Below are 14,927 nucleotides of genomic sequence, written 5' to 3' on the forward strand. Positions count from 1 at the left end.
TATTTTTGATGAAAATCGGAAAATATTAAATATTCTAGGTACATTATAGACCTAGAGCTCTGGGGCTGTAGCTTAGCTAGGTAGAGCGACGGGCTCATAACCCGCTGGTCGTCGGTTCGAACCCGATCAGCCCCACTGATCGTGATTTGATTTTTTTTATATCTTCTTGAAAATATTCTGAAAACTTTTTCTTACTACACCACCAGCATTTTAGTTTGCTATTTAAGTATATCTATAAGTAAACTAAATATTGACTTATCGTATTGTTAGTGTAGCAGAAGATAATGATTTACATTAGAGGCACAGGAAATCCAGTTAGATCAGTTTTTTAAATATTTATCAAACCATGCAAGCTTTCTCTCCAATCTATCAACCATGTTTTTTGGAACTCCTGCTCTGGCATGCTCGTGGTTGTCTCCCATATATCTCACAAGTTCTGTATCAACATTGTTCAGTTTTAAAGCCACAAAAAACTGTTCTGCCTGCTCAATCGGGCATCTGTAATCTTCTTCACCTGTAATAAGCATAGTTGGAGTCTTTACATTTTTTATATACATTATCGGCGAATATGCCATCAATTTTTCAACAGAACTCTTTTCGTATGGATCTTTTATTCCTAGCTCCATTGCATTGAACCAGAACCCTATGTCGCTTGTTCCAACCATGCTAAAAAGATTGGAAATAGAGCGTTCTGAAATAGCGCAGTCAAACTCATTATCATGCGTTACGATCCAGTTAGTCATGAACCCACCATATGATCCACCTGTCACACCAATCTTTCCAGTTAATTTGTATTTTTCCTTTACTGTTTTCAGAAACTTTTGCAAGAACTTCAAATCATTTCCACCCCAGTCTCCAACACATGCTTTTTCATATTCTTGTCCATAACCTGTGCTTCCAGGCGGATTTGCAAATAATATGTTGTATCCGTTTTCATAAAAATACTGAAACTCTATAAAATAAGTATGTCCATATGCACTATGCGGACCCCCATGTATAAAAAGGATGGATGGTGAATCAGGAGATCGTATTAGCGCAAATTCTTCTCCTTCATCAACATTGATCGTATCGGGTACTGCTCCTTTAATATTTTCGTTTATATCATATTCTCTCACAAAGTTAACAATAGATGGTTTTTTATGCGTGGAATAGATATATGCTAGATTTTTGTTAACATCAAAATCAATGATGTTTTCATGATCTGGGGTCAGTTTTTCAATCTTTTCGCCTATGCGAAATACAAACGAAGACGATCTTTCATGCCCAATTGCATAAAGAGTATCTCCGTAAAATTTGACCTTGTATCTAGAACTTGAAAATGAATCACTGATTATTGAGTTATCAGCATCATTGCCCACCATCAGTTCTGTTTTTTCTTCAGGAAATATTATCTTACTTACTTTCCACGGCTCAATGCCGTAATGTCCGGAAAAAGCAATTCTTCCATGCTCGGAAACTGCAAATCCATTTATTGACGCAGGTTCTTCCGTTATCCTTTTTATTACGATTCCATCGTTGTCTATTTCGTATAAATCGCTAACATCGTAGTCATCCATGTTTTCAGTTGTTTCGATGAGTATTCTATTATTGTTTGAGGCTATTGCATTTACATCAAAGCGGCCAGAATAAATTTTCTTAACCTCTTTTCCCACAGTGTAGAGAGCGTAATTTTTTCTTATGAGCCCGCGTGCATTGTACCTGTATTTTATCTTGTCTGCAGCGAATGGAAGGCTGTTATCTGAATCTTCCAGGCCAATTACAAACATGTTCCCTTTGATCAACAAATAATCTTTTATCTTATGAAATGATACAATCTCTCTCGGCTCTTTCATTGCTGAAAGCTCCATTAGAGTATCTCTCTCTTTCTCATGTCTTATATAAAAAAGCCTGCCATCTATAAATTTCGCGTTCTTCTCATGTTCTCCATATGTTAGTTGCTGAGTATTTCCATAGCTGTCGATCTGATAAATAGATGAGTGATATTCATCGTTTTTTATAAAGTTCAGAGAGAATAGAGCAAAATCTCCTGCTGAAAAAATTTCATTTGCAAATTTTACCAAATACGCATCTTTCGCTATCATATTGATATTAATCTGTTCATTCTATTTAAAATTTTATTTTAAATCTTGGCAATGCACACTGTTTTAGAGACTGTTCTGAAAAATAACTTTACAAAAAATATATGCTCTAGTGCGGAGGGCCGGATTCGAACCGGCGGATCCCTACAGAAACAGATCTTGAGTCTGTCGCCTTTAACCTGGCTCGGCAACCTCCGCTCTTTAAAAACAGGTAAAATCAAGATAATATTTCAATCTTTTCTCTTTCTTTTTATGTTTTTCCTACTGGTAGAATCTTTAGAATTATCATACTCTGGTGTTAAATCCTTTAATTTAGTCTGATCAATATCTTCTTTTGAAGGTTCCTCGTTTAAATTTAAATTCTCTTCCAGATCTTCAAACTTTGAAGAAATGAGAGTGCCAAACTCATTTATTATTCTCTCTTTTTCTGCATTAATGTCTTTGTATATAGCATCTATCTTATCCTCGATCTGAGATGTAATTTCATAAGAATTAGTGTTTAATTTTGCTGATAAAACACTTAAGAAAGCAATGCTTCCCTCTAGGTTCTTTATAATGACCATTGCTTCAGCCTGATCTTTTTCTAGCTTTTCTATTCTCTTTAAAATAGAGTCAAGCTGTTGCCCGATCATCTCAAAGTTTGAGGTTATTACTTTCGATACCATCTGCATTACTCCTTTATTGTCTACTATATATTTTTCCTATACTTAAATATTATCGTGATCCTCGTAATAGTATTTGCCAGAGCCTGCACTAGCTTCCAGCTCAAAGTTCTCAATCTTGAATTCTCCTCTTACTATGACCGTGTGCGGAAAAATGGCAGACAGTTTTTCATAAGGGCTCCATCCGCATTTATAATGCAGTTTTCTAGCATCTATTTTCTTCGTGTCAGAGATCTTGAACGCAATTAAATCTGCATCAAATCCTGGCTCAATGCTACCTTTTTTAATATTTAACAATTTTGCAGGAGCTCTTGAAAGCACATCAATTAAGCGTTCTATCGTGATCTCTCCTCTCCTGTAACGCTCTAAAAACAATGGCAGAGTGGTCTCTACGTTCGGAACTCCCGACGGTGCATATTCAAATTCTTTTTCTTTTTCCTCGATAGTATGCGGAGCATGATCTGATGCTACAAAGTCAATGCTGCCTGCTATAAGCATATTCCATAGCTGGCCAGCAGTATGTTTTGATCTTACTGGCGGATTTGTTTTTGCATATGCATTTAGATCTGAAGAATAGTCCAAAAACAGATGATGGGGTGTGACGTCAGTGCTGTAATCTGCACTGATCGCATAAGGTATGGTGTCAGGACTGCTTACATGTGTGATATGCATGTTTTTCAAGTTTCTTGAGATCAGTAAGCGAACAGCATTGATCTCGCTGATTTCCGATCTGATCATGCTATGCTCTTTCAGATTTTTTGCAGTGCCTTGCAAAAACTCTGATTTTAGCTCAGAATGCACAAATATGATCTTTTCAGCAGCTATTTTTGAGGCGTTATCTAACAACAGATCCAAATTTTCGGGGTTTATTCCTGTAGTTTCAGACATATACAGCTTGAATGCAGGAACATCTTTAACAAAATATTCATTATACTTTTCAGACACTGCTGCGAACAATCCAAAATCTATGTATGACTTTGCAGACGCTAACCGTTTTTTCTCTTCGAAAGATTCTTTGTTGTCAGTAACAGGTTTAGTGTTTGGCATATCCATTACAAAACTCACGCCGCCAAACAACGCACTTAGAGAGCCAGTCTCAAAGTCCTCTTTATATGTATAGCCAGGCTCTCTAAAATGAACATGCAGGTCCAGCATTGAGGGAATGATCAATCCTTCAATCTTTATCGTTTTTGAACCTGTTATATTTTTTTTGATCTCTTTTATCTTTCCATCTTCAATGCCTATGTTAACATCAATTATGTTTCCATCTTTCGAGATCTTTCCGTCCAGTATATAATCCATGATCAGATCCTCTTTTTTACAATGGTTCCTTTCGGTTCTGTTTCTTCAAATATAGTCCCTGAAAACTTATAAAATCTGACATTTTTGTTTTTCCAGCAACTTGGGCTTAACCCTGCTTTAAGACATGTTTCAATAAGATATGTCTTTATATCCCAAGAGTTCTCAACAGGCACCTGTGGCAACAATAAGCCACGCATTCCACCCAATTCTGCAATAAGGCCGTCTTGCCCTATTTTTATGATGTTAAAATAGTCTTCAGGATCATTGATACTAATCAATGACGGAGGCGTCAGCAACGACACCTCAAAAACTAGATGATCAAGCTCATCATACTCCACAGGCATGAACCTGGGATCTTCGGTGGCTGCGTAAATGGCAGACTTTACTAATGCCTCTATTAACGGATAAATAGGCTCTGGAAAGCCAATGCATCCCCTCAGCTCTTTTGACGGATAGCTGGAGATCGTGGTAAACACGCCAGTTTTCATTTTAAACTTGTCTGGAACATTCTCTGGAACTTTCACCCTATGTTCTTTCAAATACTCTGTTACCGCATCTCGTGATATCTGAACTGCTAATATTCCCTCTTTATTTTCAAACTCCATGCTTATCACCCCATATCAATTTATGAAGCTGTGGCAATACTCTTACATTCAACCGGTCTTTTAATACTTTTTCCACGAGCTCTTTATAGTTTTTGTTACCCTCTGGCTGCAAGATCACTTCACTTTCTATCTCATGCTCTTTTAAAAACTGTTTCATGTATTTATAATCTTCTTCATCCGCAATCACAAATTTGATGCTGTCTTTCTTTCCCAAAATTTCAAGATTTGAATCTAAAAGCTTGTCCTGCATCTTTGAAGAGGGCGTCTTAATATCCATATTTATAAATATTGTATCTTCACAAGGAATGTCTATTAATGATATTGATCCGTTTGTCTGGATAAGTATATTATACTCTTCTTTTAAAAGCTGGTATATCAATGTATACACATCTTCTTGCAATAAAGGCTCTCCACCTGTTATGCAGACCCATCGAACCTTGTGCTTTTTTATCTCTTTCATCACTTCTTCCACACTCATTTGCGAACCTTCAAAAAATGCATACTTTGTATCGCACCACTCACATCTTAAATTGCAGCCTGTAAAACGTACAAAAACCATCGGTATCCCGATGTGTACACCTTCTCCTTGTATTGAATAAAATATCTCATTGATCTTCATTTTTCATCCTTCTAAACCCATATAGCATGCCTGGACCTCATGCTCTTTTCTGTTTCATTCATTACAGACATAAGCTGAGCAACCAAACTGTCAAAAAATAGCAACGTGTTCAATTCAAATAGTGTACCTAAAGGTGCCAGCTCTGGATTATCTTTTTTTACTTTTAATATAAATGATAGATTTGCATATTTTAATAGCGGCGCATTGTCGTTGCCTGTTATCACTATGATCTTGGATTTTACTTTTTTGCATACCTGTGCAACCAGCAACGTGGACTTGGTAGTTCCCTGATTTGAAATCAGTATGGTCAAATCCCGGTCTGATACTATCGGAGTAATAGTTTCTCCGATAAAATATGCTGTAATGCCCAGTTGTACTAGCCTCATAGCAAAAGCTTTGCTGATTATGCCTGACCTGCCAGCACCGTACACAAACACATGGTTTGTCTCCAAAATCATATTTACAGTTGAATCTATCTTTTCTTTTTCAATATGATCCATCGTTTCTCGTAAATGATCTAATATATAATTTTCAGCAGTGTTAAATATCATTTTTTCACCTTTTTCTGCAATAAATCGCCCAGCTTACGTTCGTATATTATTCTCATATACTGGGCGTCATGCTCTATCAATGGTGAATTCGAGATTATCGTAATCTCTCTGTCCTCATTCACTAACAGATCTGCAAGAGCCTCGAATTTCAAGTCTCCTTTTTTGACCGGCGAAATTCGGATATCGTTATTTGCCGTAAACTCAATGCCTGCAAATTGAAAATAAAGCTCATTTTTATAGTATGGTTTTACCATGTCCAATATTGTTTCAAATTCTTCCTTTTCTTTTAATGTGTAGTCTTGCCTTGCAAATAGCTTTGCAAAATTTATAATGGGCAACACGCCGCTGTTATTACTGCTAAGCGTAACAAGCTCATCCAGTGCTCCAAATACCTCTTTCTTTTCTGAAGTCTCGAATCCCAGCTTTAAATTAATCTTTTCTTTTTTTAATCTCTTTCGTATTTGCTTTATATTCATATCAACAATTTTTAAAGCGTCAGCGCTCTTTAGCTTTTCATATAATCCTATATTGCTGATCACCATCTCAGCGCCTAGCTCATCACCCAGATATGAAGACCATAGTATGTAATTAATAGATCTCTCTATCAGGTTTGGATTGTTTATAAGATCCATATAATAGGGAGTATGAATGTTAATTTTTATATCCAGCTCTTTTGCCAGGGTCTTTAAATCTCTGAGCTCTTCATAACTTCTTGCCAGGTTCCACTGCAGAATCTGCAAGATGTCATTTTCCTCAATCTTTGAGTTTATGCCTATTGGCACAAAATTCCCGTTTTTATCAGCTCTGCTGATATTTACTATAATTCTGCTCTCTTCCCTCTTATCTGGAACTACTTCTCTCGGATACAATCCCGCCTCTTCAAATGCTTCTTTTTCGAAAATATTAACTTTCAAAAACTGTACTTCTAAAGCACTTAATCCCATTAAATAAGCGTCTTCAATGCCATCTCTCAAAGTTCTGCCTTTTGAAGATAGGGGAATTCCAGCTATGCCAAAACGAATCATTTATTATTTTCACCTTTGAAGATACTATATATCTTTGCTTATTTTATAATTTTTCGGTTTTTATGTTAATTTTCTCTACTTCTAACTGATCCCATGTTGGATATACTTCTGTTATATAACACTGTTCATCTAGATATTTTGCAATCTTTTCAAGTATCCATGGTGCTATGTATATTTTATCAGACCTGATCTCAATTAATGTTTTAGGTACATCGTATCTTTTTATCAAACGTAATGCTAATTTTTCAGGGTTATCTGTATAGATCTCGCCTCTAAGCAATGTGCTATCACTCGTTATTACCTCATATTCTTTTGCCACGTTCTTTGCCCTTCTTTTTAGCCGGTTCTTCATCTGTATCCCATCTTTAAATGCCGCAGAACAGTAATGAACGATCATGTCAGTATCCGATTCTTTCAACACCTTTAAAGCCGTAGTTTCACTGTCTTTCACTGCGGTGGAAATATAAGATTTAGTCTCAAAATTTAAAAGTTTCATGCTCTGCCAGTTTGTGTCTGAAAACTCAAGCTCGTTCAGATTTATAAATTTTACATTTAATGACTCTGCAACCTTGATAAGTGTTAATAATTCTTTTTCTTTATGCGGTATAACTGGCACTTCGATGCCAACATTAAGCTCTGCGTTTACGGCGTTCATGAGAATGTTTGCATAACCAGAGCCTTTTAATCGAGTCCAGTAAATCTCAGGAACATGAATTCTTAGATCGTCTAGACCTGCTTCTTTCAATTTTTTAAAAGCGTCTTTGCTGCCAGTCACAGTGTATAGATGAATATGATGCTTTTCTCCAAATTCATCTTTTAATAAATTGATATATCTCAACGTTCTATCAAGCTTTATTAAGGGATCGCCGCCGGTTATGCCAGTTCCTAAAGCGCTGATCATCTTTGCTTCATATATTACATCTTTATCCTCTTTTACGGGCATCTCATCTGCATAAATCACGTCGAGATTCTTTTTTTGATCACTTAGCGGGCAGTAATAACAGTGATGACTACATAATCCAGTTACAAACAAAACCATCTTACCACCTAAAGCACATAAACTACATCCTTCAGGCAAGGGCTTCGTGGTAGCAGATCCTTTTTGTAATTTTATCATTTTTCAGATATTAAAATATATAACGATATTTAAAAGTATCTGAGCATTGATCTTAAAAATATTGAATTTTGAAACATCTACTATGAAAAAAATAACCGAAAAGTTTAAAACAAATATGAATTTAAGGAGTGTGATGGTTAATACAGATTATAAGAAAAGAAATGTATCTAAAAAAAACAGGAAATTGGACATGCACAAAACTCCTGAATTTACATATTTGACTAATAAAGTACTAGAATCATTGCCCGAAAACGTGAGAGGCTCTATATCTGGATCTATATATGCAAAAGCCTCAAGACTGGGAATAAATGACGCAAAAGAGTTCATACTGAAAAAAAAGCAGGAAGGCATATTGACAGATGTCATGGCCGAAAGCTTGATAAACCTGTTGTTTAGATACAGCAAATATAGATGAGGAAAAATGTATGATTTTTATTATAGCAGGGGAAACAGGCTGAACAGGCAATTAAATAATGAATTTACAAAAAAACACACACTTTTTTTAAATAGAGAATGGGAAGGATCTGGATTTTTATTAAAGTCTTCATACACCGAGAAAATAGGATACTTGCTAGAACCTTTTCTTTTTAAGATATACGGTACCTATAAAGTCAGAATGCTGGTGTCCAGCTTTGATCAAAATGCTATATCGATACTGTTACTAATACCAGATTCAATTGCCAGAACTTTAAAAAACAGTTATGTGAGAGTGAAAGGTACCATTGATGAATTATCAAATTACATAACTATTCCTGGTCGCTTTATTTTAATAAACGAGCTGGACCCTCTGAACTTGGATACTGTATTTAAAGAGGTAAAACCGGCAATAGACGAGCACAGATTGCTCAACATGATAGATGAAAACGTGGATAAGAACAGCTCTCTATTAAACAGGTTCTTAAAGTTATTTTACATTAGCACGCCTTTATATTATAATAAAAGCGGCGGGATTGGAGCCTATTTTATAAATTACGAGCCTGGCACTTCTCGTTTTACGAATCTGGCATCGGTGCAGAACATCAAAGATTCTGTGAAAGACATCGAAGCAGTGATACATCCACTGTTCAGATCTGGAATAATATCTTATACGAACCAATATGATGAAAGTGAAAAAATAATCAAAAAATTTTCAATGCCCATCAAATATCAGCATAAGGCTGAAGATGAAACATCCAGAATATTAAGATCTAGAACTGACTCTTTAGAGTTCACTTTTACTACCATAAAATCAGGAAATGTTAATGAGCTATCAGCTATGCAGAAAGATATTATCACCTACATAGACCAGCCGTTGCTGGTCTCGAATGAAGATTTGCAGTTTGAGCTCACTGAACTAAAAGAATATTCTTTAGATATCGGACACATGGCATTATTAAAACATTTTTCTAATGTTCAGAGCGAGTTAAGTGCAAAAGAGATATTTGAGATCCGGGCCAAAATGCTGTATAATATAGAGAAAAATATCCCTGAGATTAAAGAGTGCATGGAAAACAACGTATTCTTCAATGATAGCGTTTATGGGGGATTGGGAGAGCAGGCAATACGCATGGTCAATTCCCTTAAAAGATACGGATTGGATAATATGGTCATAGAACAGACTGTGTCTGCACATCTGACAGATATCCTGGACAGAATATATGAACAGTACAGGCCCCAGATAAAAAAAGAGCTAACTCACCTGAAAATCGAATCTAACACGCAGAGAAAACAGAAAATAGCAATGAGGACCTTATCTGAATTAAACTGGTTTTTGCCAGACTGCTGGCAATATGATGACTTTGAAAAGCTGCTGTTTGAAAAGGATATGGAAAGCAGAGAAATTGAAAAAATTTTCAAGGCATTGAAAGAAAGCAAATTGATATACGAGACAAAAAAAGGATGCTTTAAAGCTATTCTGTGAGCGTGAAGAGTTTGTGGTCTCCAGATACATCAAATAATCCAAGCCTAGCTCCGGCATCAAGCCATCCATACGCATAATTTATTGCTGCAAAAGAGTTCACATAGTCACCATGCTCATAAAAATATTTGGCATCTTTATAATAAGACCAGATCATGTTTAAAAAGTCATCCGAAACACGATTTAAATGTGATGGTTTCGGAGCAGTAACATTCACTTTTTCCAGCGCGGTCTTGGTAAGATCCAGATAATGCTCAAGTTTCTCTTTCTCTATTTTATTGTTCACCATGCTCACCCTACAATATTAACACTTTCTCCACCATGTTTGCTCTGTCTAGGCCTTATCTCCACAAATAGCGGCATATTCAGGTTCCCTCCCATTACCAGCGCAACTCCTACCGGCAATCTCTGAATCTCTTCGAGCGATCCTCTGGTTAATCCTTCTACTGAGCTTCCGATCGCTTTTAGATCGTTCGGATTCGTGACCTTAAGTATGATCTGCGTATTGCACTGGCTCAACACATTTTTGTCTACTTTGGCAGGTCTCTGAGAGATCAGGCACAGACCAAGCCCGAACTTGCGTCCCTCTGAAGCAATGGTCCTCAATATTTTTGAAGAAAGTGCCTTGCCCTGTTGCGGCACAAAATTGTGACATTCTTCCACTACGAGCATTAACGGCGGAATCTTGTCTCTTTTTCTGAGCTCGAATAAGGCAAATGATAGTCTCTGTGTAACAAGCTCTTGTATGTCTGGAGGTACGCCCCTGAGATTTATGATCGATAGCTTTCCTTTTTGCACAATCTCATCTATTTTCGTGCCTTTCTTCTCGAATATACCGATCTCGTTAAGATAAGTCAGCGCATTTACCAGCACATTCACTGTTGCAGACTCTTCTTCCTCTTCCAGAACACGGATTATGTCTTCTACGCCATACTCTATTTTAGAGAGTTTCAGGCGGTCTATAGCTTTTCGCAACGGTACAAGATAAGGTCTGTAATCTGCAAGGTTCATCAAAGTTAACAGCTCTCTAGAAGTCATCTGAAACAACGTAAACTTTAACGGTTTAGAGTCCCTGTTTACAGTTGTATCAGGGCTGAATATCAGCAGGTCTGAATCAAATCCTTTGGGATCCAGATCATATTTTTTCAACTGCTCTGAGTTTTTAGAAGGACTTTTAATGCTGCTGTACTCTCCATGTGGATCAATTACCACCGCCGTAACATTATGCTTTAAAAGCTCTTCAAGTATCACGCCCGTCAAGTAACTTTTTCCGCCGCCAGTCTTTGAGAGAATGCTCACATGTTTTTGGATCAGGCTGTTTATATCCAAATATATCGGAATGTCATGATTGTAAAGTTTTCCAATAAAGGCGCCCGTCTTCTTGATCGCATCTATTCCTATCACTTTTTTTATAACAGAATCCTGAGCTTTGTATACTTCGGCACCTGCAAAAAAAGGAGTTTTTGGATACTGCAATACCCCCGCATCATCCCTGTAGCCTATAATCGTTATAGTTCCTACTATCGTTTCCTGTATTGGCACCTTTTCACCATTGTTCATCTCCAGCGCTTTGACCGAGGATAAATCTGTTTTTCTCTCAATAGTATCTATTCTCCCCAGTACCCATCCTACTGTCTGATGTTTAATCTGCACGTATTCTCCCTGATCTATGCTGGACACGACCGTAAACTGTACCTGTGTTGTGCCTACATCTCCATATATTATTCCTACTTTATCCATGCTTTTTTGCTCAAACAGATCCATTTTTATTTGCTCCTTTATCTCATATTATGTTATTCTATTTATTTCAATATTATATATTACATTTGCGATGAAACTATCATTTTTTTTATAGATAAGGAAATACTAAGAAAATGTATATTATAAAAAATATCAACCCGAACAACAGCGCATAAGATGGTATGCGCCCTTTGTTTATGTAGTACAGGTATATCAGGGATATGGTTGTAGTTGCTATAACACTTATGTATGCATAATAGTCAAGCAACCAAGGCACCAATAAAAGTGCCAGGCCAGGATAAAACGTCGAGTACAGAACCTTTTCTCCCACGAGCGAAGATATTGCAAAGTTATCTTTTCCTTTATATGCCCAGATCATTGCACTAAGCGTCTCGGGTATGGCAGTACCAACCGGAACCAGTATTATTGCAGTGGCAAGGGCGCTGAGCCCTGTGTTAACAGATACCTGTTCAATGCTCTGCACCAGGATGCTAGATCCAAAATATATGCCCGCTATAGATAGAATAAGTTGCAAAATCAGTGCAAAGTTGGGTGCCAAAACCCTGCTCAACATCAAAGTTCCAGTTTCTTCGACATGCTCTGCAGCTCTGTTCCTGTACATTAGCACCATATAATATCCATAACTTCCCAAAAACAATGCCGCAAAGAGGTATTTGAGTATTGATATATTGAAAAAGTAGGGAATAAGAATCAGTGGAAACAGTATTACAATAAAAGCGTATGGAATACGCAGAACTTTGTCGATCTTTAAATCTCTCTTCTTCCTTTTATTGAAAAACATGGCAATTATAATAGAGACAAAAACGAGTGTATAAGCGATGGTAGATGCCATAAAAGGCTCTCCCAATATGGTGCCTATGCCTATTTCATCGCCCGAGATGCCCCTGTATATGAACACCGCTATTACAAAAACAGTCAGCTCTGGAAAAGAGGTTATAAGAGGAGCTACGATTGCACCCGTGAAAGAATGCGACCATCTCATTTTTCTTGCGATATGCTCAATAGTGTTGGTAAACACTACAGTAGATATAAAAATAAGCACCAGTCCGGAAATCAATAAGAGAATAGTATCTTGCAAATATGATCACCATTATATATGCATGGATAGAGAAAAGAACATAATAAATATTTTTCATTATAACATCATTTTTTTTAAAAACATTTATATGTTAGTTATGCTATATCTGACAATTAGCTGACATAAAAAGGTAATAATATGACAAACGTTGCGGTAGAGAAATATAAAAATGCGTTACTAGGCGACAAAAAAAGTGAAAATACGGTTCGAGAGTATCTGAACATAGTTAAAAATTTCCTTGAATACACACAGAAAGATCCAGAAAAAGTTACCAGCGCAGACATAGAAAAATACAAAGTGTATATGGCAGTTGAAAAATACTATTCTAAAAACAGCATTTATACCGCAATAAAGGCTATTCAGTCTTTTTACAGATTCTTGAAGCTTGATACTGCAATGAACATTTCAGTGCCTAGAAGACCAAAACAGAACCCAAAGTATCTAACATTGAGCGAAACTGCCAGATTGCTTGAGGCCGCTAGACACGACCAGAGAGATTATGCAATTCTTACCATTCTGGCATATACTGGACTCAGAGTTAACGAATTATGCAACCTTAAAATTTCGGACATTGACTTTGCAGAAAAAGTCATACATGTCCAGAACGGAAAAGGAGACAAGGACAGAATCGTAATCATGGAAGATAAGACACTGGAGGCTCTGAAAAAATACATATCAATCCGTACACCAGTAAAAGATTATCTTTTTACAAGCCAGAAAAAAACAAAAATCTCATCCGCTCATGTAGAAAGGCTTGTCAGAACATATGCTTCAAAATGCGGTATTACAAAGAAGGTAACTCCACATGTACTTAGACACACTTTTGCCACAACACTCCTTAGAAACGGTGCAGATATTAGGTTTATACAGCAGATACTAGGACATTCAAGCCTTGCAACAACACAGATTTATACTCATGTCGACGATCAGAGCCTGAAATATGCGTATGAAAAAGCAAAACCTAACTACTAATATATTTTTTATTTCTCGGATTCAAAGATCAAAGATATAGAATTTACGCAGTGTCTTACATTTTTTTCTGTGAAATTCTCACCTTCAAAAACATGTCCGAGATGCGCGCCACAGTTTGCACATTGAATTTCGGTTCGTATACCGTCAGGATCTGGCACTCTTTTAACCGCTCCAGGAATTTCAGCATCAAAACTGGGCCAGCCACATTCAGCATCAAATTTGCTATCCGACCTATACAATGGTGCTCCACATCTTCTGCATCTGTATATTCCCTTCCTAAAATTATTTTCGTACTCTCCAGAATATGGTGGTTCGGTTCCTTTGTATATAATTACTCTTTCTTCTGCAGGTGTTAATTTTCGATATCCCATGTTGTTTTACAATAGCGTTTATAATATATAATATTTATCCTGATCTCGATTATGTGACATAAGTCCTTTTTACTCTCTCATCAAAAAAATGTTGTGATTTGTTCCTATGAATATTTGTGCTGTCGATATTCTATCTTCTCTTTTTTGACTTATGTCCCAGCCAAATTCTCTTTTATCTACTGAAAATCCTGCTTCTGAATTCTCTCTCTTGAATTATTCTTTTGGATATTTACACGGATCTTCCATTAAATAGTTGATCATCTCTTTTCTACTTCGACTGTATTGTTGCATTCTTCTTTGTTGTATCTTCTGAGTAATCGTCTATTATTGACTGCCCTGAATAATACTGATCCAACCTCACACTGTTTATTTTTAAAACTAATGCTTTTAACATTATCATCGCTTTATTATACGCATCTCGCCCTGATTTCATGCTCGTTCCATATCCTACATACAGTTTTGTATCCAGATCCATGATCGCAAAAGGAGAAAGAGATCTTAAAGACAATTTTAAAAAAACTCTTTGATCTGATCTCAGAAAATACTAACTTATTATATTTGGATGAATGTCACTTCAACCAGCATGGCTCCAGATACAGAATATTGTTAACAGCAGAGGATAGAGATCCAGAAATATTACAAGAACATACAAGGAACAGTATCAGAGTATTTGGATCAGTAAATCCAAGAAATGGACAGTTCAGACAAAGATAACAACCACTTATAACGCTATTACATTCAGAGATTATCTTATGGAAATATCTCCAAAAAATAAAGATATAGATAATACTAGATAATGCAAAGTATCATCATGCAACATCGCTAAACAAATTTCTTGAAAATAATAATGTAATACTTGAATATCTATCACCATATTTTCCAGAGCTTA

General features: G+C 36.4%; 16 protein-coding genes and 2 tRNA genes. 4 read left to right on the forward strand and 14 right to left on the reverse strand.

The window, feature by feature from the left end:
* The first annotated feature begins 61 nt into the window (after positions 1 to 61).
* Positions 62 to 135, forward strand: a tRNA-Ile gene (locus QXQ25_02175).
* Between the two features lie 185 nt (positions 136 to 320).
* On the opposite strand, the gene QXQ25_02180 is transcribed toward QXQ25_02175, so the two are convergent.
* The 9 genes from QXQ25_02180 to QXQ25_02220 form a co-directional block, all read right to left on the reverse strand.
* Positions 321 to 2,081, reverse strand: coding sequence for a S9 family peptidase (locus tag QXQ25_02180; protein MEM0160514.1), 1,761 nt, complete (start codon positions 2,079 to 2,081; stop codon positions 321 to 323).
* Between the two features lie 110 nt (positions 2,082 to 2,191).
* Positions 2,192 to 2,276 (reverse strand) — tRNA-Leu (locus tag QXQ25_02185).
* A 32-nt stretch (positions 2,277 to 2,308) separates the two neighbouring features.
* Entirely contained in the window at positions 2,309 to 2,743 is a 435-nt protein-coding gene (locus QXQ25_02190) for a hypothetical protein (GenBank protein ID MEM0160515.1), read from the reverse strand.
* A 42-nt stretch (positions 2,744 to 2,785) separates the two neighbouring features.
* Positions 2,786 to 4,042 (reverse strand): dihydroorotase, encoded by a 1,257-nt coding sequence (gene pyrC / locus QXQ25_02195; protein MEM0160516.1) that lies wholly within the window; start codon positions 4,040 to 4,042, stop codon positions 2,786 to 2,788.
* 2 nt (positions 4,043 to 4,044) lie between these two features.
* On the reverse strand, positions 4,045 to 4,647 hold the full coding sequence (locus QXQ25_02200; protein MEM0160517.1) for a TIGR00296 family protein: 603 nt from the start codon (positions 4,645 to 4,647) through the stop codon (positions 4,045 to 4,047).
* The gene (locus tag QXQ25_02205) at positions 4,637 to 5,266 is read right to left on the reverse strand and encodes a radical SAM protein (protein ID MEM0160518.1); all 630 of its coding nucleotides are present in this window, start codon (positions 5,264 to 5,266) and stop codon (positions 4,637 to 4,639) included. Before QXQ25_02205 ends, QXQ25_02200 begins: the two co-directional genes overlap by 11 nt.
* 11 nt (positions 5,267 to 5,277) lie before the next feature.
* Positions 5,278 to 5,817, reverse strand: a complete 540-nt coding sequence (locus QXQ25_02210) for an SIS domain-containing protein (GenBank protein ID MEM0160519.1) — start codon at positions 5,815 to 5,817, stop codon at positions 5,278 to 5,280.
* Entirely contained in the window at positions 5,814 to 6,842 is a 1,029-nt protein-coding gene (locus QXQ25_02215; GenBank protein MEM0160520.1) for an AP endonuclease, read from the reverse strand. Before QXQ25_02215 ends, QXQ25_02210 begins: the two co-directional genes overlap by 4 nt.
* A 43-nt stretch (positions 6,843 to 6,885) precedes the next feature.
* Complete coding sequence (locus QXQ25_02220; protein ID MEM0160521.1) at positions 6,886 to 7,959, reverse strand: radical SAM protein; 1,074 nt, start codon at positions 7,957 to 7,959, stop codon at positions 6,886 to 6,888.
* Positions 7,960 to 8,092: 133 nt separating this feature from the next.
* On the opposite strand from QXQ25_02220, the gene QXQ25_02225 reads away from it, so the two are divergent.
* Together QXQ25_02225 and QXQ25_02230 are read left to right on the forward strand one after the other, a co-directional pair.
* Positions 8,093 to 8,374 (forward strand): hypothetical protein, encoded by a 282-nt coding sequence (locus QXQ25_02225; protein MEM0160522.1) that lies wholly within the window; start codon positions 8,093 to 8,095, stop codon positions 8,372 to 8,374.
* Positions 8,375 to 8,380: 6 nt separating this feature from the next.
* Positions 8,381 to 9,859 carry a hypothetical protein gene (locus QXQ25_02230; GenBank protein ID MEM0160523.1) on the forward strand — a complete coding sequence of 493 codons (1,479 nt, stop codon included), beginning with the start codon at positions 8,381 to 8,383 and terminating at the stop codon, positions 9,857 to 9,859.
* Here the strand turns inward: QXQ25_02230 and QXQ25_02235 are convergent.
* From QXQ25_02235 to QXQ25_02245, 3 genes are all read right to left on the reverse strand, one after another.
* The gene (locus tag QXQ25_02235; GenBank protein MEM0160524.1) at positions 9,849 to 10,145 is read right to left on the reverse strand and encodes a DUF357 domain-containing protein; all 297 of its coding nucleotides are present in this window, start codon (positions 10,143 to 10,145) and stop codon (positions 9,849 to 9,851) included. The genes QXQ25_02230 and QXQ25_02235 overlap by 11 nt on opposite strands.
* Positions 10,146 to 10,147: 2 nt before the next feature.
* The gene (locus QXQ25_02240; GenBank protein MEM0160525.1) at positions 10,148 to 11,620 is read right to left on the reverse strand and encodes an ATP-binding protein; all 1,473 of its coding nucleotides are present in this window, start codon (positions 11,618 to 11,620) and stop codon (positions 10,148 to 10,150) included.
* Positions 11,621 to 11,705: 85 nt separating this feature from the next.
* Complete coding sequence (locus QXQ25_02245; GenBank protein MEM0160526.1) at positions 11,706 to 12,695, reverse strand: sodium:calcium antiporter; 990 nt, start codon at positions 12,693 to 12,695, stop codon at positions 11,706 to 11,708.
* 138 nt (positions 12,696 to 12,833) lie between these two features.
* On the opposite strand from QXQ25_02245, the gene QXQ25_02250 reads away from it, so the two are divergent.
* Entirely contained in the window at positions 12,834 to 13,667 is an 834-nt protein-coding gene (locus QXQ25_02250) for a tyrosine-type recombinase/integrase (GenBank protein MEM0160527.1), read from the forward strand.
* A gap of 8 nt (positions 13,668 to 13,675) precedes the next feature.
* On the opposite strand, the gene QXQ25_02255 is transcribed toward QXQ25_02250, so the two are convergent.
* Positions 13,676 to 14,038 carry a methionine-R-sulfoxide reductase gene (locus QXQ25_02255; GenBank protein ID MEM0160528.1) on the reverse strand — a complete coding sequence of 121 codons (363 nt, stop codon included), beginning with the start codon at positions 14,036 to 14,038 and terminating at the stop codon, positions 13,676 to 13,678.
* Between the two features lie 268 nt (positions 14,039 to 14,306).
* The gene (locus QXQ25_02260) at positions 14,307 to 14,513 is read right to left on the reverse strand and encodes a hypothetical protein (protein MEM0160529.1); all 207 of its coding nucleotides are present in this window, start codon (positions 14,511 to 14,513) and stop codon (positions 14,307 to 14,309) included.
* Between the last annotated feature and the right edge of the window lie 414 nt (positions 14,514 to 14,927).

Source organism: Thermoplasmata archaeon, assembly GCA_038729465.1.
In the GTDB taxonomy this organism is placed as follows: Archaea; Thermoplasmatota; Thermoplasmata; order Thermoplasmatales; family ARK-15; genus JAVRLB01.